Genomic DNA, 25,951 nt, shown 5'->3' with positions numbered 1-25,951 from the left:
ATAATGTGAGATATACGTCGGAACTGGAGGGAATCGCAATGCGTCTGACGACCCGAAGCAATCTTGCTGCGCGCACACTGATGTTTTGTGCTGTCAACGACGATCAGCTTGTACGCACGTCTGACATTGCGAAACGCTGCAATGCCTCGACGAACCATGTCGCCCGTGTGGTTCAAAATCTTCAGGCCGAAGGATATCTTGAAACCCTGCGCGGTCGTACCGGAGGCATTCGGCTGGCCAAGCCCGCCGATCGCATCTCGATTGGTGCGGTGTTTCGCATTTTCGAGACCGATATCCCATTTGCCGAGTGCTTCGATGAAGTCCGTAACACCTGCCCGCTGGCAGGGACGTGCCGCTTGCGCGGCTATGTCGCGCGGGCGCTCGAGGCGTTTTATCATGAACTGGACATGGTGACGCTCGAAGACCTTGTGCGCGGCAATTGCGGATTGATGGACCTGCTTGCCATGCGTCCCGACATGTCTCCGTCCTGTTCGAGCCGCACCGCTTCCGCCTGACTGGTGCGCTCTTCCCTGTCATGGCAGGAAGAGCACAGCCCATGACACTCAGAGCGCTTTTGCCGAGAAGTACCAATCTGTGGTCTCATACCCTTCAGACATACGTGCCTCGGCGGCATCGGTCGTTTGCGGCGTCGGAACGATCACGTCCTGACCGGGTGTCCAGTTTTCCGGGGTCGCCTGTGGCACTGGTTCGAGGACAGCTTCGCAGTGTCAAAAGCCTATCACGGTTAAGCACGCGACTGAAAAATCAAAACCGGCGACGGGATACCGCCGCCGGTTTTCTGTGGTCCTGTCGTGGCGCGTCAGATCCGCATACGCGGCACGTCATTCGGATCCAGACGAAGCTCGATCAGCAGGGGTTTGGTGCGCGTATCAATCGCGGTGATGGCACTTTCCAGCGTCTCGACGCTGTCCACATAAATGCCCTGACCGCCAAGCGCGGTGCCGATTTCGGCGAAGGACGGCCAGTCGAACATCGACAAGCCGGGATCCATCTTGCGGTCCAGAAACTGGATATGTTCGGCCCCATAGGCGCTGTCATTGGCGACAATCACAACCAGATCCTGCTTCATACGCACGGCAGTGTTGAACTCGTTGATCCCGCCCATCATGAAGCCGCCATCGCCGGTGAACAACACAACGGGGCGGCCTTTGACGGCGAACCCGGCACCAATCGCCACTTGAAGTCCCAGCCCGATGGAACCGAAATTGGTCGTGGCGATGAAGCTTTCTGCGTTGGGGGCGTCGACGCGGCACCAAACCTCGGTCATGAAACGGCCGCCATCGGTGGTCAGGAAGCGATCCTTGGGCAGGGCCGCGTCCAGACGATCCAGCGCATATTCGAAGTTCACAAAGCCCGGTGCAGCCTTATCGGGGTTGCCATTCGGGTGGGCAGTCAGAACGTCGATGTCCAGTTCGGCGGTGAACCCACTGGGGGGGATTTCGGCCTCGTCCAACCACCAGACGATATTGTCGGCGGTCAGCCCCGCGTCAGCCACCAAGGCCGCATCAGGGTGATAGTTCTTGGACACTTCCGTCACCGTGTCATTCACCTGCACCACGCGTTTGCCCTTCATCAAGGCGCCTTTGTCGGTGGTGAAATGGTGCAAGGACGTGCCGAAGGCCACCACACAGTCGGCTTTGGCGATGGCTTCATAGGCAGCCGGCGTCGACAGCGTGCCGAATATGTCGATGTTGAATGGGTGATCTTTGAACATCCCCTTCGCTTTCAGAGTGGTCGCCAGCGGCGCCTCAAGCCGGTCGGCCAGCCGCTTGATCTGATCCACCGCATCCTTCGCACCAATCCCTGCCAAAATGATTGGGCGCTTGGCCGAAGCGATCATGCCGATGGCTTCGTCCAGATCATCGCCTTCGGGCACATGGGCAGGGGCGTTGAATGCCGGGAAGATGTGCTTTTCATGCGTGACTTCTTCCCACATAAAATCTGCGGGCATGTTCACCACGATAGGACGCTTTTCGACCTGCGCGCGGTAAATGGCGTGGGCCACGTCATAGGACGCGGTTTCAGGCGAGCGCATCTGCTCGAACCCGGCGCCAGTGATTTTCACCGTTTCGCGCTGGTCGATATTTTGCAGGTTCTGCGGGTTTGACACGGCAGTATCGCCCGCCAAAAGCACCATTGGCACGCGCCCACGCACGCCTTCGGTCAGGGCGGTGACGCAGTTGGTCAGGGCAGGGCCGTGGGTTACAGTGGCAATACCAACGCTGCCCGACACGCGACCATAGGCCAGCGCCATCAGGACTGCGCTGCCTTCAAACGCGACGGGGACAAATTCGCCTCCGCATTCGCGGACATAGTGATCGACCACGAACAGGTTTGCATCCCCCATCAGGCCGAACATTGTGGTGTGGTCGTGATCCACCAGCGACTGCGCGATGGATTGATAGACATAGGCCGAAGCGCTCATCTTTTGGACTCCCATAAATAGACCCGGCCATCGAAACTGGCCGGTCTCACTTCTATTCTGGGTCCCTGTGTATGTGCGCCAATACCGTTTGGTCCACTATTTTCTTGCAAATGAAACGATTGGACGCGACGTGACTTTCTTATCACCCGCCCGATGCCCTATCCGCTGGCCATCCCGGCAAGCATCGCACCTAGGGCGACCAGATGGACCAGCATCAGCGCCTTGTCATTCCACAATGCGCCAACGGCGAACCAGCCGACCACGCCGATCAAGAACAGGTACAGATTCCATGGGGTCCAGCCGAAACCAGTGGCCATATACCCCATGATCTGAATAATCGATGCGCCCCATTTCACTGCAAAAACAGGGCGTTCGCGAGACGGCTTGGCAATCATCGCATCAGACGGCACGGGTCAGTCCCCCGTCGATGCGGATGTTCTGTCCGGTCATATAGCCACCACCTTCGGACGCCAGAAGCGAAATCAGCGATGACACTTCATCTGCACGACCATAGCGCCCCATCGGGATACGCGCGCGGCGGTCCTCGGTCTCGGGCAGGCTGACGATGAAGCCGGGAAGGACGTTGTTCATGCGGATGTTGTCGGATGCGTATTTGTCCGAGAAAAGCTTGGTAAACGCAGCCAGTCCCGCGCGGAACACGCCCGAGGTCGGGAACAAAGGGTCCGGTTCGAACGCTGCGAAGGTTGAAATGTTGATGATCGCGCCGCCGCCCTGTTTCTGCATCACAGGAGTGACCAGACGGGTCGGGCGGATCACGTTCATCAGATAGACCTCCATCCCTTGATGCCAGTCGTCGTCGCTGATCTCCAGAACCGGCCTTTCGGGCCATGCCCGGCCGAGTTGACCAGCACATCCACGCGACCCCAACGATCCGTCGCGCCGTCCACCAAAGCGGTCAGCGCATCATTGTCCAGATTGGACCCAGTCACGCCAAATCCGCCAAGCTCGTTCCCAAGTGCCTCGCCCTTGCCCGACGAAGACAGGATCCCAACTTTAAAACCATCCGCCGCAAGCCTTCGCACCGCGTCTGCGCCCATGCCGCTGCCGCCTGCTGTGACCAGTGCTACTTTTTCTACTGACATGTCAGCCTCCTTCATCGCTTGGAGCAAAGATACGGGGGCTGGAGCGCAAGCGCGAACTAGATTTGATCTTCCATGACAATAGAATTATTATTGCCATTATGACAGACCTCCCTCCACTGAACGGGCTGCGCGCCTTTGATGTTTCTGGCCGAAGGCTCAGCTTTCGCGCTGCTGCGGACGAGATGGGCGTCACCCAAGGTGCCGTGGCTCAACAGGTGCGCCTTCTAGAAGCACATCTGGGCGTCATGCTGTTTGACCGGTTGCCCAAAGGACTTGCGCTAACCCCAGTTGGACGCAGCTTTCACATTAGGGTCTCGGCGGCTTTCGACGAGTTGCGATCCGCCACCGCCCAGCCTGATCGAGGGGACAGGCGCAGAAGGTGATCCCACAGCACTGTCTAATCTGCCGAAAATTCATGACACCCACAACCTGTGGCCCTTGGTCCTGTCCGGGCTTGGGATCACCGAACAAAGCCCTCGCCACCTACGCCTTAGCCAAACCGCGCTGGCGGTCGATGCGGCGATCTCGGGGCAGGGGGTGGCGCTGGTCAATCGCTTCCTTGCGGCGCGCGACATCGAGGCGGGGAAACTGGCCGAGATCAGCCCGCTGCCCACTGTCAGCACGCAGGATTTCTATCTTCTGTGCAAAAGAAAACCTGCACCCAGTCCCCAGGTGCAGGCCATCATGTCGTGGCTTATATCGCAAGCCAGTCAGGTCTGACAGGCCGCACCTGAAGGCACGGCCCAATCAGTGTTTTGCCTTAGAAGATGAAGTCGCTTGAATCCAAGTCGCTCAGATAGACATCCACCAAGGTCACTTTGTTGTTGCCCACTTTGATCACAACATTGGTGCCGTTCTGCGTGGCGTGATTGTTTATCAGGTCATTGAAGCTTGTGATGGCTCCAACCCCGCTAAAGTCGATCTTCTCGTTCCCATCAAGGGCGTCAAAGTCATTGATGCGGTCTTTGCCGAACTGGCCTTTGAACACGAATGTATCCGAGCCCGTGCCACCCCAAATCTTGTCATTTCCCGGATCACCTTGGATGGTGTCGTCACCACCATAGCCGCGGATTTGGTCATTCCCGGCGCCGCCATACAGCATGTCATTTGCTGAGTTGCCATAGATGGTGTCGTTCCCCTTGTTCCCTTTCAGGGTATAAGAGTAGTTGCCAGAGGAGCTTATGACATTGTCGCCGTGGCTACCGACGACCGTCGAGCCATTATACGCGGTGACATTTTCGATCGAGATCAGTTTGTCGCGTTCGGCGGTGCCAGCATAGATATACCCTTTGGTCAGGTTAATCGTGTGGCCAGAAAAAAGACCGGTTCCCAGGAATGTGTCCGTTCCGCTTCCACCATTAAAGGTGTGTTTGTAAGATGTTCCAGTGGGGCCGTCGCGAAAGAAATAGTCATCCCCGCCCCTGCCCAAGAACGTATAGGCGCCGGTTGAGGCAGCATAGAAAGAGTCGTTATAGTCAGAGCCTTTGAACTTCTCGATGCTTGAAATTGTATCGGTTGCCGTGCCGTCCCAGACATTGTTGCCAGATATGCTGACCGAGATGTAGTTTGTCGAGTTGCTGTAATCAGCAGTGTCCGTTCCCGATCCACCATTCAACGTATCAGCGCCAAGACCACCGACAAGTATGTCATTCCCACCACCAGCATTGATTGTGTCATCCCCAGCGCCGGTCATGATGATGTTTTTACCGCCGGTGCCGGTAATGTTATCATCCCCGCGGCCGGTTAGAATGTTCTCGAAGTTGTAAAAAAACTGGTCGAACAAGTGGGTAGCCCCGGTTGTCAAGTTGACTGTGTAGTCACTATGCACGAGCGTGGTATCAAGCCAGTCAGTGCCGCTACCTCCGTCCAACAACTCAGAGAAGAACGTGCTCCCGGCTATCATGTAGTCGTTTCCGGATCCGCCATAGTACTCGCCATCGCCGCTTGAAACGATGGTGTCATTCCCCGCGCCGCCTCTGACTATGTCATACTCTCCAAAACCATTGGACCCGGCGTGGATATAGTCATTCCCGGCGCCGCCAATCAGCAGATCAGCACCGCTGCCACCAAATATCGAGTCGTTGCCACCAAGGCCACGAATGGTGTCATCACCACCTTTGCCGCGCAGTGTGTCTTTCCCATTTGTGCCAGTTATTGTGTTGTTGGCTCCATTACCATTAATTACAACCATTTTTCCAATCCTCCACCAATTGGACAGACCGTCAGAAATACGGATTCACCCCCGGAATCCTGCAGGTCTGAGTTCTTGAATTGTGGGATCGTGTGCCCGTTAAAATTTCGTCCGGACGGTTCAAATATAAATAGGTGATCCCAATAGTCCGAGAAGGTTAACACACATTTAAGAAAAACTAGACTGCTCTTTAGGCGGTATTCTGGGAAAATCTCGGATGCGGTGGGCGACCATGCCGCTTGATACTACCACTGCCTGATTGCGGGCCATGTGCCTCAACGAAAGGTTTCTAGCCATGAGATGATCATGGGGTAGTGCTCCTCCCCTCGCTCGTCTTTAGATTGTGTTTACAGTTCTAAAACCCTCATAAATAACCAGAGTTGGACAGATGGTCGCAGTTCGTGCAACACTTTCCCTGTAAACGCGAAACAAAGGACAGGGAAATGACAGAGAAAAAGAAGATGCTCGACCCAGATCCAAGGGTTTGGGATTTCGAGACAGAATACGAGATGGGGCAGGACAACATACGACCTTTCGGGCTGGATATTCACAATCCGGTCTTTCTGATTTCAAGTATTCTGATCATGGCGTTTGTGTTGATTGCACTTGCCAATCAGGAAAGCGCGGCGGCGTTCTTTGGCTGGCTGCGACCATGGCTGACCAGTACGTTTGACTGGTTTTTGGTTTTGTCGGTCGACGCCATCACCCTGTTCTGCCTTGCGCTAATCGTCTTGCCTGTGGGCAAGGTGCGGATCGGCGGCAAGGACGCAACGCCCGATTACTCTTATGCCGGTTGGATCGCGATGATGTTCGCCGCCGGGATCGGGATCGGGCTGCTGTTCTTCGGCGTATTAGAGCCCGTTTACTATAACTTTTCCGAAGGTGGGGGCGCACGGCCCTTGAACATCGACATCACCCAGCCCGGCAATGAATATGCTGGCGTCGTCGGCACCATTCACCATTGGGGACTGGAAGGTTGGGCAGTCTATGCTGCGGTCGGTTTGGCCTTGGCGATCTTCTGCTACAACCTCGATCTGCCGCTAACCCTGCGGTCTGCGTTCTATCCCATTCTGGGCGAGCGCGTTTGGGGCTTCTGGGGGCATCTGATTGACACGCTTGCGGTGTTTGCAACCTTGTTTGGCCTGACCACATCACTGGGACTGGGCGCACAACAGGTGGCTGCTGGCCTGAACGAGGTCTTCGGCATCGCGCCATCCCCGACAGTGACGGTCCTGTTGATCATCGGCATCACGCTGATCGCATTGGGGTCAGTCCTTTTGGGCATGGATGCGGGCGTTAAACGCTTGTCCGAGATCAACATGGTCATGGCCGTCATTCTGTTCCTCTTCGTGATCATCGTCACGGGCGTCGGCACAGCCATTGCGCGCTATTTCTCGGTCATGGTGGACTACATTACGATGTTGCCCGCCTTGTCGAACCCGTTTGGCCGCGAGGACACCAGCTATTTCCACGGCTGGACCACGTTCTATTGGGCGTGGTGGATCGCATGGTCGCCTTTCGTCGGCATGTTCATCGCGCGGATTTCCAAAGGCCGCACGGTGCGCGAGTTCGTTATCTGCGCGCTTCTGGCTCCGACAGCAGTTTGCGCTTTGTGGATGTCCACATTCGGTGGTGCCGCCATCGACATGCTGAACGCAGGCGGTGCCGAAGGCGTGAAAGCCACGGTGATCGACAGCTATGCCCCCGAAGGCGCGCTGTTTGGCTTCCTGAAAGAGCTTCCGCTCTATTCCATCGTGGCCCCGATCTCGTTGATCCTGATCGTGATCTTCTTTGTCACGTCATCGGATTCCGGGTCGTTGGTGATCGACACGATCACGGCGGGTGGCAAGATGGATGCGCCGGTGATCCAGCGCGTGTTCTGGTGCACGCTGGAAGGTCTGGTTGCCATTGCGCTTTTGTTGGGTGGCGGATTAAACGCACTTCAGGGCGCAGCGGTGTCCATGGGCATCCCCTTTACCCTTGTGGTGTTGGTGATGTGCTATTGTCTGTGGCTCGCGCTGCGGGCAGAGCGTAAAAAGCTGGATTAACACCAATCACGTAAATCTTTCGCGCCCCTGCTTATCCAAGCGGGGGCGTTTTCTTTAGAAAGACGGGAGCACGTTAAGGCGAGGGCCTTGTACCCCACACCAGTCAAAGCCGGGGCAGGGCATGTTTCAGGTTGCGCTTACTGAAGCTGCATCCCGTTGGCAAAAACCGAACCATCGGGGTTGATGACAACCTCGGTCACGCGGGCGTCTTCGCCGGCGTCGGTGTCGGCAGCGGTGAACATTTCAAGCATCATCATCGAGCCCATGATCTGTTCCGCCGGAATGCCAAGCTGCGCCAGTTTCTCGGACAGGGCTGTCAGACCCTTGGCGCGCAGGGTCAGCTTGCCTTCTGGGCGCGGCACACCACCAAAGGTTTCCAGATCGGAGGCGTCGAAGGTAAAGGCACCTTCGCCGGTGATCTCGGCCCCGGCGGCGGACAGGCGCAGTGCGTTCAGAGTGGCGGTTCCGGGCTCGACCGGCAGGGTATCTCCAAGCGCCCCAAGGCCGGCTTCCACATTGGCGAAATCAAGCCATTCCACGTTGTGCTTCATCGTGCCGGTCAGATCGACGGTCAGGTGGATCGGATCGCGCGGCAGAACGCCGGTCGGATCGCCCATGGCCCAGACCATGTCGTCCAGCTCTAGCCCGTTCAGGTCGAACTGGATCGCGACGGGACCAAAGCTGTCATCTTTCAGCAAAGGCGCCTGCATCGTGCCCGACACCGACGCGATTTTGCCACCCAGCGGAAGCCCCGGTATCATCGGCATCTCCATCTGAATTTCCAGATCTTCCGCCGGGCCAGAAATCGTGATGCCAGCCGCGTCAATCTTCATGGCCGTGTCATAGTTCTTGGCTGACGACCGCTGCGCCATCATCAACTCATCGCCCTGCGACGTCACCTGATCCGAGCTGTAGCTGGCAATGCGGTTCGTACCCTCGATCATCAGCCCGTCACGCAGAGCCTTGGCCAGATTGGCAAGGTCGATCCCAGCGGCGGGGGTCACGAAACGCATGTCGCCCTCGGTGCGGCCTGTTTTGGTGACACCTTCGACGGTCATCGGCGCGTCGCCTTCGAACGACATGACCTGAGTCATTGTCATATCCTGTTCGGCAAACGAATAGGTCATGACCGAAGTGATCATATCCGCCGTGGTGGTCACAATCTGCCCTTCATACCCAACAATCGACCCGTTCATGGCGATGTCCTGAACCTCTTCCGGCAGCCCATCCACATCCATGGTGAAATCAAGCCGCTCGGCCTTCTGGTCCGAGGTGATTTCTTCCGGCGTGCCCGAATAGATGTTGCTGTATCCCTGCTGGGTCATTGTCATACTGCCGCCATAGCTTTCGCCATCCGCGTCCGTATAGGTCAGGCTGTAAACCGCGCTTTCCGGCAGGATTGTCGAAACCCGGCCATCGCCCAGCTCGGCCAAATCAAATGACCCCATATCAATGCTGACGGCCCCAAACTCGAAGGGCAGGGCAAGCGCGAAGGTCACTTTTTCCAGCGACAAACCGCCGTCGCCACGCTCTGACGTATCAGCGCTAAGCGTGCCGCCGATCGAGGTCGAGCTTTGCTGAAAATGCTGCCAGACATCTTCGGCGGTCAGGTCTGCGAAAGCGGTGCCGGGCAGGACGGAAACGCCAAGAATGGCGGCGCTGGTCAGCCGGATGGCAAGAGTTTGCATGTGCGGAAATCCTTTGCACTATATGTGTAATCGACGTGACCCTATGTCAGCGTCTGATCGGTGACAACACCTTCCAGAGTATTGTTCGTAAATGGCTCAACGCATCATAGAAGTGACGCCATCGGTTGACGTCTGGCTAGAACACCAAGTTCAACATCAACAGTGACACGATCAAGAACAACAGGGTCATGATGCCGCCGCTGCGCACGAAATCGACCACTTTGTATCCCGCCGGACCCATGATCAGGGCGTTGACCTGATGGGTTGGAATGATGAAGGAATTCGAGGTCGAGATTGCAACCGTCAGCGCAAAGACCGCCGGGTCTGCGCCAACTGCGACGGCGATGGACACCGCCAATGGTACCAACAAAACTGTTGCCCCCACATTCGACATCACCAGCGAGAACACAGTCGCCAAAATCGCCACGCCCGCTTGCAAGGACCATACCGGCCAGCCGTCCAATGCGATCAAAATTTGCTGCGCGATCCATTCTGCTGTGCCGGTGTTCTGTACAGCTTGCCCAAGCGGGATAAGGCTGGCCAACAGGAACACGGTGTTCCAGCCGACGGCGCGATATGCCTCGTCAATGCTAAGGACGCGGGACAGCATCATACCCACCGCGCCGGTCAACAGACACAGTGAAAGGCGTACATCGGTGAACAGGATCAAGGACAGCGACACAAGAAAGAAGAACAGCGCCCAGCCAACCTTTTGCGGGCGCAGTTCCTCTTGCGGGAAATCGGCCGTCACCACGATGAAATCGCGGTCCTGCTTCAACCGCGTCAGGTTTTCCCAACGGGTATGCGCCACCAGCATGTCACCCGCCTGAAAGGGAACAAGCCCGATCTGGGTTGGCTCATGATCCGCGGTTTTCACGTGGCTAAGCGTGTCTTCTTGCCTGTGGATCGCCAACAGGCTGAGGCCATAGGACTTGCGCAGCAGAAGGTCGCGCGGGCTTTTACCAATCAGGTTGCTATCGGGCGGGATCACCAGCTCGGCCACGCCAGCATTGGTAGAGGCAAACTCCTCGACAAACACGTCCAGCTCTGGCCGTACAGACAGGCCGTATTTCTCGGCAAAACAGTGGACGACAGATTCTTTTCCGATGATGGCCAGACGACAAGGCGCGGCGATTTCGGCGGTCAGGATTTGGATCATCGACGCCTTCCCACGATAGAAGGTCGAGATGATATAGAGGTTATTTTCGTTGTTAATATCCGCCAAGATCTGCCCAACCAAGGGCGAGTCCTCGGGCACGTCAACCTCGAACACATTGGCGCGCAAGCCGTAGACCCGTTCCAGATATTGCGACGTACCATGGGCCGAGGCGACGTCGACCTCGCTTTCCCCCTGCGGCAGGACCCAACGCCCCAGCAGCAGGAAATAAACGATGCCGGTCAGGATCAGCGCAGCCCCAATTGGGGTTACGGAAAACAGGCCGAACGGCTCCATCTTTTGACCGTCGGGCAGGGTGGTATTGGCAGTGTCGATCAGATCGTTCAGCAAAATCAACGGCGACGACCCAACCATTGTCATCGTGCCGCCCAGAATAGCGCAAAAGCCCATCGGCATCAGCAACCGGCTAAGCGGAATGCCCGACCGCGCCGAGATCCGGCTGACCACGGGCAGAAACAGCGCAGCTGCCCCGACATTCTGCAAGAAACTGGAAATGAAGCCAACCGTACCTGACACGATAGGTACGATCCGCTGCTCGGTCGTGCCGCCACGCTTCAGGATCTGCGCCGCCACCTTATTCATAATCCCCGTGCGGTCCAGTCCGGCCCCGACGATCATCACGGCAATAATGGAAATCACCGCGTTCGAGGCAAACCCGTCAAACAGATGATTGACATCCGCCAGCCGCTCCAGTCCCGGAATGTAACTGAAAATGCCGACCATCACCAAAACCAGAACGGCGGCAAGGTCGATGCGTATGATCTCGGAAACGAACAGGTACACGGTGAAGGCCAACATCGCGATGACGACGCCCATTTCAGTCGTGAACACCAGTGTTTCCATCCCGCTCCTCCCAAAAAGGCTGATGCAAGCATGTCGGCGTGGACCGCTGCTGTGCAGTAATCATACCTTAACCTTCAGGTTGGCCTTTCCCGCGCGCTGAGTCAGCAAAAATCTACTAATCCTGCTTGGTTTTCTCGGTATCTGAAGGATTCACACGCGTAGAAACTACCAACAATCTAGTTACCTGATGACAAGCGTTCCTTGGCAAAGCACGGGCCTTTGGACATGTCGTCGTCTTAGTTCATGCTCCTGGTCGGAGAAAACTCAGTCCTAAAGATGGTGCAGTCAAGATATTAACATAACATCGATTATCGGCTGCTGAAGTGTAGCAGCAAAGCTAAAATGTCACCCCTAAGCAAAGCAGAAGTGTCACTCTTCTCGTCAAATGAGTTGGTCGAGGAGATTGGGCATGGGATGGGTGATGATGAGCGAAAGAGAACTGAACCGCGTTGAAGTGCTGGCCCAGATTGATGATGGGCGGTTGACAGTCGCCAATGGCGCCAACCTGCTCGATCTGACCGTGCGCCAGGTTTATCGGCTGCTGAAGCGGTATCGGCTGGATGGTGCCGCGGCGATCCGACACAAGGCGCGCGGTAAACCTCCGAACAACCAGATCCACAAAGCCAAGCGCGATTATGCCCTGTCACTGATCAAAGAGAGCTACGCTGACTTTGGACCAACCTTGGCGGCTGAGATGCTTGAACAGTACCACGGGTTCAAGGTTTCACGCGAGACCCTGCGCAAGTGGATGCAGGAGGATGGGATATGGCTGTCACGCAAACAACGCCGTACCTTTCACCAGCCTCGGCTACGACGGGAATGCTTTGGCGAGCTGATCCAGATCGACGGGTCTGATCATCGTTGGTTTGAGGATCGGGGCGATCCCTGCACCCTGCTCGTCTTCATCGACGATGCCACCAGCACGTTGATGGAATTGCGCTTTGTTAAATCTGAGAGCACCTTCAGCTACTTTGAAGCTCTGGAAGGCTATCTGCTTCGGCACGGCCGCCCTGTTGCCTTCTATAGCGACAAGCATTCGGTATTTCGGGTTTCAAAGGATGACGCCAAAGGCGGTGCTGGTATGACTCAGTTTGGTCGTGCCCTAAGCGAGCTCAACATCGAGATTCTTTGTGCAAACAGTTCCCAGGCCAAGGGCCGTGTTGAACGCGCCAACCGAACGCTTCAGGACCGGCTGGTGAAAGAGCTGCGGCTTGCCGGGATATCCGATATGAAGGAAGGCAACGCTTTTCTGGAGGGCTTCAAGACGCGTTTCAACGCTAAGTTTGCAAGACCCCCGGCCAAGCCAGACAATCTGCATCGCGCTTTAAATATCGAGCCAGATCGGCTCGATGATGTGCTGTGCTGGCGGGACAAACGCTATGTCGGAAAGCAGCTGACATTCTCCTATGATCGCAAACCGATCATGCTCGAAGAAAGCGACACGTCACGCGGTCTGGTGGGCAAACACGTGGACACCTATGCGTTCGTGGATGGCCGGTTCGAAGTGCGCTGGAAGGGAAAGCCCCTGCCCTACAAAATCTTCGACATGGATCAGCGCATAACCCATGCGGCCGTCACCGAGAACAAGCGCCTCGGCGCAGTGTTGGCTCATGTAAAGGAATTGCAAGATGCAGCTCCGTCTAAACCCAAGGTTAGAACAAACTCTGAAAGGATGGGGTATCAACCGAATGGACGCAAACCCGGTCGGCCATCTGGATCCCGAGCCAGAAAGAAGATTGCTCCCGAGGTCGCGGTGGCTCAGAGTGACCGATAGCGGACGTTCAAACAGGTGCTGGAGAATGTCCGCATTGCGGGACAAACCCGCCTTTTGCTCACGCGGCTATTGCTAGCGCAGCATTTCCTTGCCTGTGCGGCAACATCTTTTTGTTGGTGCAGCGAATTTCATCGAACCGGACCTTCAAAAACGTCAAAACCGACCAATCCAATCCATCCTTTCGCTGCGGTCAGTTTCGACCATCGAGGCGCAGGACAAAGCTGCCCTGTACTTCCGCAGCGACAAGCACCCGTTTGTGCAGATCTCTGGTCCCAAAACCACATATTGAATGTGGAGGAAGCCCTGCAACACATGCTGTGGGTCAAAAACCCATGCCACGCACGGCTAAGAATTTGTATAGGGACGCAGTCAATCACGCGTTTCAGCTGGACCGAATTGAAACTTCCAACGACGCGAAGTTTGCATTGGTTTCATCAACGGCATTGACATTTTTATAGCTCGAAAATATCGAAATACCATTCTCAGGGCGGGGTGAAATTCCCCACCGGCGGTGATAGCCCGCGAGCGCCATTCTTAGGGATGGGTCAGCAGATCCGGTGAAATTCCGGGGCCGACGGTCATAGTCCGGATGAGAGAGAATGGAGTGCATGCGCCTGCTGGCGCAGGTGCTTCTCTGCGCTCTGGGATTCTGTCATATAGAAAGGACCTAGAGCTATGACAAAATCCCCCAAATTCGCCTTCATCAAGGCGCGCTGGCACGCTGACATCGTCGATCAGGCACGTGTCGGGTTCGAGCAGCGACTCACGGAAATTGGCATCAATGCCGTGATTGATACCCATGACGTGCCTGGCGCTTTCGAGATGCCCCTGCTGGCACAAAGACTGGCGGAAACCGGTGACTACGGCGCAATTGTTGCGGCGGCGTTGGTTGTCGATGGCGGCATATATCGCCATGATTTTGTGGCGCAAGCCGTTGTCACAGGACTGATGGAGGCTAGCATGAAAACCGGTGTTCCCGTACTGTCCGTATCGCTGACTCCACATCATTTCCAACCAACCGACGAGCACCAAGCGTTCTTCTATGATCATTTCATAAAGAAGGGGCGTGAAGCGGCTGATGCAGCAAGAGAGGTTGCTGCGCTGCATAAGAGCTTGCAATTGAACACCACAGCTGCCGCCTGAGGTGACAGGGCGGCGCGGCGTGGTCGCGGCGCTCTTTTCTATGCCGTAGATGCGGACGTACGGTTCTAGGAGACCAACCGTTCTGCGGTGAATTTATCCGTGATCAGCAAGTCGATGATTCCGGTGTTCAGGGCGCCGCGGATGGCTTCGGTTTTGGCTTTTCCGCCAGCCAAGGCCATCACCCGGTCAACCTTGTCCAACTCCTCAAGAGTGATGCCGATGACCCGGTCATCCAGAGGCGTTTTAACGTAGGCGCCGTTTGCATCATAAAACCGAAGGCTCATGTCTCCAACGCCACCCATATCTGCAACCTCGGCCAATTCGCGCGACGAAAAGACATTGCCGCTTCTTGAAAGCATCCCCGAGGGCTCAACCGCACCGATCCCGACAATCGCGAGGGTGATGCGCGCAAATAGGTCCACTGTTTCGCGAACAAAAGGATCCCCAACTAAGACAAGTTTTGCCTCACGCGATTGCGCAACACCCGGGGCACTCAGCACATGGGCCTCGGCGCCAGAGAGTTTTGCAAGCCGGGCCGTCAATTGGTTGGCATGCATCTGCACGGTTGGGTTGCCCATGCCGCCGAGCGTCTGGACAACAGATTTGGCTTTGCCCGACTTCATCGGGTGAATGTTCTCGACCATGCGCAAAATAGTTTCGGACCAGCTTGATACGCCGATGATCTCGCCTGTTTGTAGGGTCGCTTCGACGAAATGCGCAGCGGCTTCACCAATTCTTGCCATAATCGCACCGTCGCGATCTTCGGTGCATTCGACGACAATCGCTTCAGACAGCCCGAACTGATGTCTCAACGCGGCTTCGAGTTCGGCGTAAGTTCCGGATGGAGAGACAACCGTGGTGCGCACGATTTCCTCTTCCTGCGCCTTCTTCAGCATCCGCGAGACAGTAGCCTGAGATATGCGCAGGTGTGACGCGATATCAGCCTGGCGTTGGTTTTCGACGTGATACATCTGGGCAACGCGGGCGATCAGGCGTAATTCGTTTACACGGGACATACTGGCTCCAAGTTGACCACATAGGTGAATATTTATTCGCTACACTGGAGCGACCGTCCGAGCAACAGCGTTTCTCCAAGTTTTTAAGTCGGTTTCTCTTTTTTCAAGCGCGATGCGCGGCGTAATTTCGGCACCATCGTTGGAAAGTTCACGCAACGCATCAAGGTTTGGCCAAAATCCAACCGCCAGCCCGGCTAAATGGGCGGCCCCAATTGCCGAAGCTTCAGAATTGATACAGGGCGTAACGGAATGGTTCAAAAAGTTGGCGACCATCTGCATCAGGAATGGGTTTCGGCTTGGTCCGCCATCGACCGACAAACGCCCGATGCCATGCGCTGCGGTCGCCATGATTGCAAATATATCTTGAACCTGAAACGCCATGCTTTCGGCGGCGGCCCGTGCCACATGGGCCGGCCCAGCGGCAAAAGATAGTCCCGAGATCACCCCGCGCGCCTCGGAATTCCAATGCGGTGAACCAAGGCCAACATGTGCCGGAACAAGCGACACACCCTGCGTGTCTTCCACCGTCTGGGCAAGGTCGAGCAATGCATCTACGTCCGGCAACCCCAGGAGTGTCGCCGTCCAAGGCAGAATTGACGCGCTCACAAGAATGTTGCCCTCGAAGGCATAGGTGGCGGTGCCGTTCAAGGACCAGGCAATGGTCGTGGTGATGCCGGTCGGCGGCACAATGAATTCAGGAATCGTGGTCATCACAGACGAGCCGGTGCCGAATGTGATCTTTCCATCACCGGTTTCAAACGCGCCGTGACCGAAAAGGGCAGCATGTGAATCACCAATTGCCGACGTGATGGGTATGCCGTCTCGCATGACGCCCGTATTCAGAGTCGTGCCAAAAAGAGAAGAGGAATCCCTAACCACCGGCAGCATCGTCTGCTCAATTCCAAAGAGGGCACACAGACTGTCATCCCACTGGTTTTCAGCCAGATTGAACAGCTGGGTGCGGGCCGCGTTGGACCGATCGGTCGCATGGACTGCCCCATCTGTGAGTTTCCAGATCAGCCAGCTGTCCACAGTGCCAATGCAAATATCGTCGGACGCAGTGCCATGGTTCTGGATGAGCCAGGCAGCTTTCGTAGGCGGAAACAAAGGGTCAAGGGGTAGTCCCGTGCGTGCGATGACGTCGGGTTCGTGTCCAGCTCGCTTCAAATCCATACAGGCGGCCGACGTTCGGCGACATTGCCATGTCACCACGGGCCCAAGGGGCGTTCCGGTCTTGCGGTCCCAGATCAGAATGGATTCGCGTTGGTTGGATATCCCTAATGCGACAATCTCAGTATCAGGCGCAGCGGCCAAACAGGCGGTGATCGCTTTTTGGGTGGCAGCCCAGATTTCATTCGCATCCTGCTGTACCCAGCCAGATTGAGGGTGCTCTGTGGGCACTGGCGCGGAATTGCTGGCAATGATTTCTCCGGCCTGAGACACAAGCACCGCCTTCGAGTTTGTCGTGCCTTCATCAATCGCTAGGATGGCCCTTTGCGCCATGCAATCACCCCTTCCGTTTAAGCAGTGCTTCCGCGCTGTCTGCGATTGCCTCGGGTGACATCCCGAAGTCATCGAGCAATGTATTCGCCGCGGCAGTATGCGCAAAAACACCGGGTACACCAAGTCGTGTCATCGGCACTGGCACCTTATCGACCACCACTTCCGCGACTGCGCTGCCAAGGCCGCCAAAAGTGGTGTGCTCTTCGCAGGTCAGGATCGCGCCCGTTTCCGTGGCAGCCTGGATGACCGCGTCTTCATCAATGGGGCGCACGCATGCCATATTGACGACCCTTGCTGAAATACCACGCTTCTCAAGCAGAGCGGCGGCGATTACCGTCCGATGGCTAAGCACCCCGTTGGCGATCAGTGTAAGGTCGTTGCCGGTCCTCAATGTGTTGGCCTTGCCCAGCTCAAAAACGTGGCCTTCAGGGAGAAGATCGGGCACGCCAACTCGGCTGAGCCGCAGGAAGCACCCACCTTGGGTCTCGGTCGCCCAGCGGATTACCGCAGCAGTTTCATGTCGATCAGCCGGGGCAATGACCGGAACGTTGGGCAGGGCGCGAATCCAGGCAAAATCCTCGATCGAATGGTGTGTCGGGCCGAGTTCGCCATACGCCATGCCGGACGAGATGCCGACCAGTTTGACGTTGGTTTCAGAATAGGCCACGTCCGCCTTGATCTGCTCCAATGCGCGCCCAGTCAGAAAAGGGGAGGCGGCGCAGACAAAGGGGATCTTTCCGCCGTTTGCCAAGCCTGCACCGACGCCGACCATATTCTGTTCAGCAATTCCGACATTGATAAGGCGCTCGGGAAACTTATCCCTAAAGCCGCCGAGCTTGGACGAGCCGACCGAGTCGTTGCAAACTGCGACGATATCTGAATTGACCGCACCCAAAGTCTCAAGCGTAGCGGTGAACGCGTCGCGACAGTCGTGCAGTTTCGCAGTGTCGAATGGCATGTTCATTGTGCAGCCTCCTCAAGTTCGGCCATGGCCTGTTTATACTGTTCTGCGTTCGGCACTTTGTGATGCCAGGCAACATTGTCTGACATGAAGGAAATTCCCTGCCCCTTATTGGTATGGGCAACAATGCACTTTGGTTTGCCTTCGGTCACGGCTTCACGCGAAAGGGCGCGACAGATTTCCTCCATATTGTGCCCGTCAATTTCTTCCACGGCCCAACCGAAAGACTCGAGTTTTGGCGCCAGAGGCGCAATGTTGTTTGTCTCGGTCAAGCGCGCACCCTGTTGCAATCGGTTGTGATCGATAATGAGAGTCAGGTTGTCGAGCTTGAACTGCGCTGCAGCCATAATGGCTTCCCAGTTCGACCCTTCCTGCATTTCGCCGTCACCGGTGATCACAAATGTACGCCAATTCGCCTCGTTCAGTTTTGCTGCTTTCGCCATGCCGACGCCGACCGGCAGGCCATGACCAAGCGGTCCGGTGTTGGTTTCGACACCCGCAACTTTGACGCGGTTCGGGTGACCATTCAGCCGGGAATGGTGCTGCAGGAAGGTCGAGACTTCTTCCTTTGGAATGAAGCCTTTCTCCGACAGTATAATATAGAGCGCCAGCGCTGTATGGCCTTTGCTAAGCACGAGGCGGTCTCGATTTGGGTCTTGGGGCGAAGTAGGGTCTACCGACATAGTATGGAAATAAAGCGCGGTAAGGAGGTCCGTCACTGACATCTCGCCGCCAATGTGGCCTGCGCCAGCCTCAAAGACGGCCTGAAGGTCTCGGCGGCGGACTTGGTTGGCGATTTTGCGAAGTTTTCGGGGATCCATATCTACCTCTGCATATATATTCAATAAACAATAACCATACAAAGTAGGGAGCTGTCAAGCTGAATGTGCTTTGCTGAATGTCTTGAGATTGTTCCTGTGGTGTTGATAAGCAATGCTTGACACAGCGAATTCATTGGCTTAGGGATTTTATATCAGCTGTGCATAAATATACGCACAAAGGAGGAGCCGATGACCCAAACCCCCGCCACACCGGCTAGAAGGCCACGTCTGCCCGAGTTGTTTTCCTTGAGCGGCGCGACCGGCCCCCTGATCGGTCTGCTTCTTTTGTGCGTGGTGCTGTCGGTTTCAACCGACTCCTTTTTGTCTTTTCGTAACTTTTTGAATATCGCGGATCAAATCACTGTCCTAGGCATTATGGCTGTGGGGATGACTTTCGTGATCCTGATCGGGGGAATTGATTTGTCTGTTGGGTCCGTTCTCGCGCTATCAATGATGGTGCTGGGATACCTCAACGTTGTCGCCGGGCTGCCAATGGGGGTCGCCATCGCCGGCGCACTGCTGGCCTCTGCGATTTCAGGGGCTGTTTCTGGCCTTCTGATCACCGAATTCAAAGTCCCCGCCTTTATCGCGACCCTTGCGATGATGTCCATCGCGCGGGGGTTGGCAAACATGATCACAAACGGATCCCAAATCATTGGGTTCCCTTCGTGGTTCAACATGGGCGCGATCATCCGGCAGTTCGGCTTTTTGACCATGACCGTGATGGTCATGCTGATCGTCTTTGTAGTTGCCATTCTATTTTTGCGCCTGCGCAAAGAAGGCCGAGAGCTGTACGCCATTGGAGGTAGCCCCGAAGTGGCCCGTTTGGCCGGGATCAATGTGCGGCTGTCGACCGTTATGGTCTATGTCGCCTGTGCCGTGCTGTCCGGGCTTGCAGGCATCTTGTTGGCGGCACGTCTGGACTCGGTCCAACCCAGCTCGGGCGTTGCCTATGAGCTGGATGCAATTGCAGCGGTTGTCATTGGGGGCACAAGCCTGACCGGAGGTAAGGGCGGTGTTGTTGGGACAATCATCGGGGTGTTGATCATCGGCGTCCTGCGCAACGGACTAAACTTGCTGAGTGTTTCACCCTTTCTGCAAGCTGTCATCATTGGCCTAGTGATCGTTCTCGCGGTAGCTGCGGAAACGTTCAAGCACCGGTCCAACTAATTACGCATACGGGTCGGCGCTGTGCCGCCTCGTATTCACGTAGGCAGTCCGAAGTCCGGACTTTGGACGACCCATCAGAGGAAGATGGTTAAAACAAGGAGGAGATAACTATGAAACTTTCACCAAAGGCCATACTGGCCACAACCATTCTAACGGCGCTTGCAGGAGGAGCAACTGCCGAGGGTGTGGGCGGTATTGACACGATCGGTCTTGCCGTTCCGAACCTTCAGGCCGACTTTTTCAACCAGATCAAACTGGGGGTAGAGGGCTATGCTGGAAAGCTGGGCATCGACGTTATCGTTGTTGACGCAAAAAATGATACCGCGACTCAGGTCAGCCAAGTACAGGACTTGATCACACAGGGCATCGACGCCTTCATCTATATCCCTGCCGGTGCGGCGGCGGCTGCCGTTCCGACACGTTTGGCGCGCCAAGCGGGCATCCCGGTCATCAATGTTGACCGCGAACCAGACGGCGAACCCGGCGATACAGTCATCTACGGCGAAAACGTTCTGTCGGCTTATCAGGTTTGCAGCCATATCATCGGCCTTGCGGGCGGCGAAGGCGAAATGGTTGTGATTCACGGCCAGAAAGGCACGACACCGGAAGTTCAGCGTTTTGAAGGCTGTAAAATGGCCATCGACGAAAACCCCGGCGTAAAACTTGTCGCTCAGCAGTGGAGCCAACAGTGGTCGCCCGACGAAGGCTTCAACATCGCGCAAAACATGCTGCAGGCCAACCCGGACATCAAAATTGTCTTCGGGCAGGCTGATGGTCTCGCGATGGGCGCGGCAAAGGCCGTTGAAGTTGCCGGTCTTGCGGATCAAGTGATCGTCGGCGGCTATGATGGCGACGGCGCGGCGCTGGAATCGCTGGTTGCCTGCGATACTCCGTTCATTGTGACGGCGACGCAAAGCACGCAGGCGATGGGTGTTTTGGCTGTAAACTCTGCGATTGCGGTCGCAAATGGCGCCTCGGTGCCAGCACGCCAAATTCCGAACGCTGTGTTGACAACCTGCGACGATGCGGCTGCATTCGTTGAAAAGCACCCATAGGCAGTAGGCGATCCCGCAACACCTAACCAAAGGGCACGGCCATGGCTTTGACTGATGAAAATCCACTTTTATCCCTGAGAAATATCAAGAAGTCCTACGGACCAATTGAAGTTCTTCATGGCATAGATTTAGACGTTCATCCCGGAGAAGTCGTGGCCCTGCTTGGCGAAAACGGTGCTGGGAAATCCACTGTTTCAAATGTCATCTCGGGCAGAGTACTCCCATCGTCCGGTGAAATGACATGGCAGGGCGAGACTTTCTCGCCCGCCAATCCCCGCGATGCGTTAAATGCCGGCGTGGGCATGATCCACCAAGAGCTTTTGTTGCTGCCGCATTTGTCGATCGCCGAGAATATCTTTTTGGGGCGCTACCCATCGAAAGCCGGCTTGGTTGATCGCAAGGCCATGGAAGAACGGGCGCATATTGGGCTCGAACGACTTGGCCTGGACATTTCGCCGCGCCGCCTTGTGCAGGGTCTGTCTACTGCAAACCAACAGCTGATCGAGATCGCCAAGGCGTTGACGCTCAACGCAAAGCTGTTGATTTTGGATGAGCCGACAGCGGCTCTGGGTGGTGAAGAAACGCAAAGACTGTTCGAGCAGATCAAAGCGTTGAAAGACGACGGTGTCGGGGTGATTTATATCTCTCACCGACTTGAAGAAATTCGACAGATCGCCGACCGGATCGTCGTGATGCGCGACGGCGAAAAAGTGCAGGAATTCGACGATGCCAACATTCCCGTGCGCACCATAGTTGAGTCCATGGTTGGCCGCAGCTTGGACCGGATGTTCCCGGCGCTGCCAACGCCGGGTGAGGACACCGTGCTTGAGGTCAAGGACCTTACATCGGCCCAAGGCGACTTTGAAGATGTGAGCTTTAAGGTGCGCAAGGGTGAGATTTTCGGCATCGCAGGGCTGGTTGGCGCAGGGCGCACCGAACTAGTGCGTGCGATCACCGGTGCGGACCCAATCGCGCGCGGGCAGGTTGTGCTGAACGGCCGGGACATCACCCCCAAGACCCCAGCCCAGGCGATCAAGAATGGCATCGTTCTTGTGCCCGAAGACCGTAAGCTTCAAGGGCTTGTTCTGGAGCATGCGATCGCAGAAAATATCGGTTATGCCAATCTGAATAAAGTCACCAGGCATGGGATGATTACATCGCGGCAGGTGCATGAATTCGCCGATCAGAACATTGAAACCTTCGGGGTCAAAGGCACCGGCAAACAAAACGCAAACGAATTGTCTGGCGGCAACCAACAAAAGGTCGTCATTGCCAAATGGCTGGCCAGAAACCCCAAGGTTGTGGTTCTTGACGAGCCAACACGGGGTATTGATGTCGGCGCGCGTTCATCGATCTATGATCTGATAGTCGGCCTTGCTGAAAACGGTGTTGCCGTGATCGTGGTCAGTTCGGACCTTGAAGAGGTGCTCGGCGTGTCCAATCGGATCATGGTGATGGCTGCTGGCCGTCTGGCGGGTATTCTGGACCACACAGAGGCAAACGATGTGTCTGTGATGGAACTTGCAACCGCGTGAACAAACATTCAGCGAAACAGAAACAGGGGGCAGCAAGATGAGCCGCTTTAAGGGAAAAACCGTCGTCGTGACCGGCGGCAACAAGGGGATCGGCTTTGCCATTGCCGAGCGTTTTGCCAGCGAGGGGGCAAACATCGTGATCGCCTCGGTTGAAGCACAGGTAGAAGACGCCGCGGCGGCGCTGCGCGATAGCGGTGCAAAAGCCATTGGCGTGATCTGCAATGTAACCGACCCGCAGGCTGTCGCCGCGCTCTATGACCGTGCTGAACAGGAATTTGGGTCGGTTGATGTGTCCGTGCAGAACGCAGGGATCATCACCATTGCGAAGGTTGAGGATCTCACCGAGTCTGAGTGGGACGACACCATGAACGTCAACACCAAAGGGGTGTTCCTGTGCAGCCAAGAAGCCATCAAACGGATGCGCGCTGCGGGCAAGGGCGGCCGGGTGATCAACATGGCCTCTGGGCAAGCCCGCGATGGCTTCATCTATACCCCACATTATGCCGCCTCGAAATTCGGCGTGATGGGGCTGACGCAAAGCCTTGCAAAAGAAGTCGCTCTGGATGCGATCACGGTCAATGCGATTTGTCCGGGCATCATCAAGACCGACATGTGGGACTACAACGACCGCGTTTGGGGGCAGATGCTGGGTGACTTCGGCCCCGGCGAGCTGATGGAAAGTTGGGTCCAGAACATCCCCATGAAACGCGCGGGCGAAGGCAAACACGTGGCCGCCCTGGCGGCATTTATTGCCAGCGAAGATGCTGATTACATCACCGGCCAGACCATCAATGTCGATGGCGGGCTGATCATGTCCTAAGCCAGCCTGACACCAATGCCCGGCAAAGGGTCGAAGACGGGCGCAAAGACAACGAGGAGGGTCCGAATGGGCAAAGTGACACTAGATACCCCAGCGATGTTCGATCTGTCCGGCCGTGTCGCCATGGTCACCGGCGCAGGCAGCGGCATCGGGCAACGCATCGCCTTGGGGCTGGCGCAATGTGGAGCGGATGTGGCCCTGCTGGACCGACGCAGCGACGATGGGCTGACCCAGACCGCAGAGGCCATCGCTGAAACCGGGCGCAGCTCGATCCAGCTCGCGGCGGACGTGACCTCTGGCGCGGCATTGGCCGAGGCAGTCGCACGCACTGAAGCAGAGCTTGGCCCCTTGCGTCTGGCGGTGAACGCCGCCGGGATTGCGAATGCCAATCCTTGCGAAAAAATGGAAGAAGAACAGTATCAGACCCTGATGGACATCAATATGAAGGGGGTTTGGCTGTCCTGCCAGGCCGAGGCCCGCGGGATGCTGGCCCATGGCAAAGGCGGCTCTATCGTCAACATCGCGTCCATGTCGGGGGTCATCGTCAATCGCGGCCTGAACCAGGTGCACTACAACGCATCGAAAGCGGGCGTCATCCATATGTCCAAGTCGATGGCAATGGAATGGGTGGATCGCGGCATCCGGGTGAATTCGATCAGCCCCGGCTATACCGCGACACCCATGAACACACGCCCGGAAATGGTGCACCAGACCAAAGAATTCGAAGACCAAACTCCAATGCAGCGGATGGCCAATGTGGACGAGATGGTAGGCCCCGCGGTGTTCCTGCTGTCGGATGCCGCGTCCTATTGCACGGGCGTTGATCTGCTGGTCGATGGCGGCTTCTGCTGCTGGTAGGACAAGGTGAAGATGATGAAAGCGAAACTTGCTGCCGGCAATTGGAAAATGAACGGGATGAGCGGGGATTTGATCGAAATTGAATCCCTGATCGCCGAGTTGGGTGCGCCGTCTTGCAATGCCTTGATCTGCCCGCCCGCGACCCTGATACACAGGGTGCATGACCGGGTAATCGGATCCGAGCTGCTTGTCGGTGCGCAAGACTGCCACCCGGCAGATCACGGCGCGCATACAGGCGACCTATCCGCCGCGATGTTGGCGGATGCCGGTGCCACCCACGTGATCCTTGGCCATTCTGAGCGTCGAACAGATCACAAAGAAACGGACGATCTGGTTCGGGCCAAGACCGAGGCAGCGCTGGCGCGTGGGTTGATCGCCATTGTCTGCATTGGCGAGACGCAAGCGGAGCGGGACGCTGGATCGACGCTCGACGTTATCGGTGGCCAGCTGCAAAACTCGCTGCCGGAAAGCAGTAGCGCAGCACATGTGGTCGTCGCCTATGAACCTGTCTGGGCCATCGGCACCGGACGCACACCGACACTCGAACAAATTGCTGAAGTTCACGCCTTTCTGCGCCGCCAACTGAACATGCGCTTCGGGGCAGAGGGTGACGCGATGCTTCTCTTGTATGGCGGTTCGGTCAAACCCGACAATGCTGCAGCAATATTTGCGCTGCCCAATATCGATGGCGCTCTGGTTGGAGGAGCATCGATGAAGGCCGCAGAGTTCAGTCGGATCGTGGCCGCGCTAAGCGCGGCTTAGTCTGATCACAGATGGGGCGGCAACCGGCAAACTTCGCCCCCGCAAACATGATCTTGCCATCGCATTGCGAGAAATTGGACAGATTGAACGGACATTGTTCATGATTGAGTGGGCCCTTGATATCGACATGCAGCGCAGGGCCAGCGTCGGGTTAAACAAGGGCGAGGCACATCACGCATTGAAGAATGCACTACGGATCGGGCGGCAGGCTGAGATCCGCGACCGTGCGACTGAAAGCCAGCACTTCCGACTGGCTGGGCTAAACCTACTCACAGCCATCATCATATTCTGGAACACAGACCAATTGGGAAAAGCTGTTATTGAACGCGAGAAAGCGGGGTTGGAAACTCCAGATTATCTCCTCCGCCACATCTCACCACTCGGGTGGGCGCATATTCTGCTCATAGGACAATACATCTGGCGAAAAATAGCCGCCGAAATCCCTTAGGGTGTCATTTCTCACTCAGCTACACTCGACCCCAATACGACTTTCTCGCCGTGGTTCCTACGAATTCCGGGTTCCTGTCTCATCTTTCCCATTGGTGCTGGCGTCACGCAAAATGAAGGGTCATAAGGCTGGTTTGTTAAGCAACTTGTGAGCTCGATCTCTATTTGACGCTATACCCGCATGAATGGCTGCATTCTGCGCTGATAAGCTATACCGATCTTTTTACCTATAACGCAGCTTTCGTGCTGCGAGCGCGCGCAGCACAATAATCCAAGAGACAGAATGGGCTCTTTCCAGACCTTCGCTACATCATGCACCAAGGTCTGCTTCCCCTACCCCCGCAAAGCCAGCCAGGGCTGCGATATTTGAAGTCTCCGCCCTGTCAGGCTTTGCTTGCATTCCACCCAGTGGTGACATTCCTACTTTGCAGAACCTGTGACATTTCTGGATGGTTGCAACATGAAGCTGTAGCTGAGCAGGTGCTGTCAGACTAATTCGAACTCGTCTGAGCAAGGACAGTGTAACTGCCCTTTAGTCCGCACAAAGTTGGCGCCACTCGGCCAGAGCGGCGGCACGGTTCAACTTGAAA

22 protein-coding genes, 2 pseudogenes and 1 riboswitch are annotated in these 25,951 nt (G+C 56.3%); of the genes and pseudogenes, 13 read left to right on the top strand and 11 right to left on the bottom strand.

From position 1 onward, the window contains the following. Positions 1-38: 38 nt before the first annotated feature. Positions 39-515 (top strand): RrF2 family transcriptional regulator, encoded by a 477-nt coding sequence (locus tag ACXAH3_RS15715; protein ID WP_474863134.1) that lies wholly within the window; start codon positions 39-41, stop codon positions 513-515. 48 nt (positions 516-563) lie between these two features. Here ACXAH3_RS15715 and ACXAH3_RS15710 read toward each other — a convergent pair whose 3' ends face one another. From ACXAH3_RS15710 to ACXAH3_RS15695, 4 genes and pseudogenes are all read right to left on the bottom strand, one after another. Continuing rightward, the gene (locus tag ACXAH3_RS15710) at positions 564-704 is read right to left on the bottom strand and encodes a hypothetical protein (protein ID WP_474863131.1); all 141 of its coding nucleotides are present in this window, start codon (positions 702-704) and stop codon (positions 564-566) included. Positions 705-820: 116 nt separating this feature from the next. Further along, entirely contained in the window at positions 821-2,446 is a 1,626-nt protein-coding gene (locus tag ACXAH3_RS15705) for a thiamine pyrophosphate-binding protein (RefSeq protein WP_474863130.1), read from the bottom strand. 158 nt (positions 2,447-2,604) lie between these two features. After that, on the bottom strand, positions 2,605-2,841 hold the full coding sequence (locus tag ACXAH3_RS15700) for a DUF6552 family protein (protein ID WP_474863148.1): 237 nt from the start codon (positions 2,839-2,841) through the stop codon (positions 2,605-2,607). Between the two features lie 4 nt (positions 2,842-2,845). Beyond that, positions 2,846-3,549 (bottom strand): annotated as a pseudogene (locus ACXAH3_RS15695) (SDR family oxidoreductase). A gap of 98 nt (positions 3,550-3,647) precedes the next feature. Here ACXAH3_RS15695 and ACXAH3_RS15690 point away from each other — a divergent pair. Beyond that, entirely contained in the window at positions 3,648-3,932 is a 285-nt protein-coding gene (locus ACXAH3_RS15690) for a LysR family transcriptional regulator (RefSeq protein WP_474863128.1), read from the top strand. Further along, the gene (locus ACXAH3_RS15685; protein WP_474863126.1) at positions 3,838-4,269 is read left to right on the top strand and encodes a LysR substrate-binding domain-containing protein; all 432 of its coding nucleotides are present in this window, start codon (positions 3,838-3,840) and stop codon (positions 4,267-4,269) included. The genes ACXAH3_RS15690 and ACXAH3_RS15685 overlap by 95 nt, the downstream gene beginning before the upstream one ends. 40 nt (positions 4,270-4,309) lie before the next feature. Here the strand turns inward: ACXAH3_RS15685 and ACXAH3_RS15680 are convergent, their stop codons facing one another. Next, complete coding sequence (locus tag ACXAH3_RS15680; protein WP_474863124.1) at positions 4,310-5,740, bottom strand: calcium-binding protein; 1,431 nt, start codon at positions 5,738-5,740, stop codon at positions 4,310-4,312. Positions 5,741-6,183: 443 nt separating this feature from the next. Here ACXAH3_RS15680 and ACXAH3_RS15675 point away from each other — a divergent pair, with 443 nt between their 5' ends. Further along, positions 6,184-7,788 carry a BCCT family transporter gene (locus ACXAH3_RS15675; protein ID WP_474863122.1) on the top strand — a complete coding sequence of 535 codons (1,605 nt, stop codon included), beginning with the start codon at positions 6,184-6,186 and terminating at the stop codon, positions 7,786-7,788. 137 nt (positions 7,789-7,925) lie between these two features. Here the strand turns inward: ACXAH3_RS15675 and ACXAH3_RS15670 are convergent, their stop codons facing one another. Continuing rightward, the gene (locus tag ACXAH3_RS15670) at positions 7,926-9,476 is read right to left on the bottom strand and encodes a hypothetical protein (RefSeq protein WP_474863120.1); all 1,551 of its coding nucleotides are present in this window, start codon (positions 9,474-9,476) and stop codon (positions 7,926-7,928) included. Between the two features lie 136 nt (positions 9,477-9,612). After that, positions 9,613-11,496 carry an SLC13 family permease gene (locus ACXAH3_RS15665; protein ID WP_474863118.1) on the bottom strand — a complete coding sequence of 628 codons (1,884 nt, stop codon included), beginning with the start codon at positions 11,494-11,496 and terminating at the stop codon, positions 9,613-9,615. A gap of 409 nt (positions 11,497-11,905) precedes the next feature. Here ACXAH3_RS15665 and ACXAH3_RS15660 point away from each other — a divergent pair, with 409 nt between their 5' ends. Then, on the top strand, positions 11,906-13,270 hold the full coding sequence (locus ACXAH3_RS15660) for an ISNCY family transposase (protein ID WP_474863116.1): 1,365 nt from the start codon (positions 11,906-11,908) through the stop codon (positions 13,268-13,270). A gap of 474 nt (positions 13,271-13,744) precedes the next feature. Further along, a riboswitch (FMN riboswitch) is annotated at positions 13,745-13,875 on the top strand. A 70-nt stretch (positions 13,876-13,945) separates the two neighbouring features. Continuing rightward, a complete protein-coding gene (locus ACXAH3_RS15655; protein WP_474863115.1) occupies positions 13,946-14,413 on the top strand; it encodes a 6,7-dimethyl-8-ribityllumazine synthase in 468 nt (155 codons plus the stop codon). Between the two features lie 65 nt (positions 14,414-14,478). Here ACXAH3_RS15655 and ACXAH3_RS15650 read toward each other — a convergent pair whose 3' ends face one another. The 4 genes from ACXAH3_RS15650 to ACXAH3_RS15635 are packed head-to-tail and all read right to left on the bottom strand — an operon-like array spanning position 14,479 to position 18,714. Beyond that, a complete protein-coding gene (locus ACXAH3_RS15650; protein WP_474863113.1) occupies positions 14,479-15,429 on the bottom strand; it encodes a sugar-binding transcriptional regulator in 951 nt (316 codons plus the stop codon). Positions 15,430-15,468: 39 nt separating this feature from the next. Further along, positions 15,469-16,932, bottom strand: a complete 1,464-nt coding sequence (locus tag ACXAH3_RS15645) for an FGGY family carbohydrate kinase (protein WP_474863146.1) — start codon at positions 16,930-16,932, stop codon at positions 15,469-15,471. A 4-nt stretch (positions 16,933-16,936) separates the two neighbouring features. Continuing rightward, positions 16,937-17,896 (bottom strand): transketolase family protein, encoded by a 960-nt coding sequence (locus ACXAH3_RS15640; RefSeq protein ID WP_474863111.1) that lies wholly within the window; start codon positions 17,894-17,896, stop codon positions 16,937-16,939. After that, a complete protein-coding gene (locus tag ACXAH3_RS15635; RefSeq protein ID WP_474863109.1) occupies positions 17,893-18,714 on the bottom strand; it encodes a transketolase in 822 nt (273 codons plus the stop codon). The genes ACXAH3_RS15640 and ACXAH3_RS15635 overlap by 4 nt, the downstream gene beginning before the upstream one ends. A 189-nt stretch (positions 18,715-18,903) precedes the next feature. On the opposite strand from ACXAH3_RS15635, the gene ACXAH3_RS15630 reads away from it, so the two are divergent. The 7 genes and pseudogenes from ACXAH3_RS15630 to ACXAH3_RS15600 form a co-directional block, all read left to right on the top strand. Further along, a complete protein-coding gene (locus ACXAH3_RS15630; RefSeq protein WP_474863107.1) occupies positions 18,904-19,884 on the top strand; it encodes an ABC transporter permease in 981 nt (326 codons plus the stop codon). 110 nt (positions 19,885-19,994) lie between these two features. Further along, positions 19,995-20,939: a substrate-binding domain-containing protein gene (locus tag ACXAH3_RS15625; protein WP_474863105.1), complete on the top strand. Its 945-nt coding sequence runs from the start codon at positions 19,995-19,997 to the stop codon at positions 20,937-20,939. Between the two features lie 41 nt (positions 20,940-20,980). Further along, positions 20,981-22,474 (top strand): sugar ABC transporter ATP-binding protein, encoded by a 1,494-nt coding sequence (locus tag ACXAH3_RS15620; RefSeq protein ID WP_474863103.1) that lies wholly within the window; start codon positions 20,981-20,983, stop codon positions 22,472-22,474. Between the two features lie 37 nt (positions 22,475-22,511). Beyond that, positions 22,512-23,294 (top strand): SDR family NAD(P)-dependent oxidoreductase, encoded by a 783-nt coding sequence (locus tag ACXAH3_RS15615; protein WP_474863102.1) that lies wholly within the window; start codon positions 22,512-22,514, stop codon positions 23,292-23,294. A 66-nt stretch (positions 23,295-23,360) separates the two neighbouring features. Further along, the gene (locus tag ACXAH3_RS15610; protein ID WP_474863100.1) at positions 23,361-24,152 is read left to right on the top strand and encodes an SDR family oxidoreductase; all 792 of its coding nucleotides are present in this window, start codon (positions 23,361-23,363) and stop codon (positions 24,150-24,152) included. A 15-nt stretch (positions 24,153-24,167) separates the two neighbouring features. Continuing rightward, a complete protein-coding gene (tpiA, locus tag ACXAH3_RS15605; RefSeq protein WP_474863099.1) occupies positions 24,168-24,914 on the top strand; it encodes a triose-phosphate isomerase in 747 nt (248 codons plus the stop codon). A 37-nt stretch (positions 24,915-24,951) separates the two neighbouring features. Next, positions 24,952-25,362: pseudogene (locus ACXAH3_RS15600) on the top strand (Tn3 family transposase); the annotation flags it as partial. Positions 25,363-25,951 lie beyond the last annotated feature (589 nt).

Source organism: Aliiroseovarius sp. ABM4_368 (genome assembly GCF_056161205.1).
This window is presented reverse-complemented; position numbering and strand designations above follow the sequence as displayed.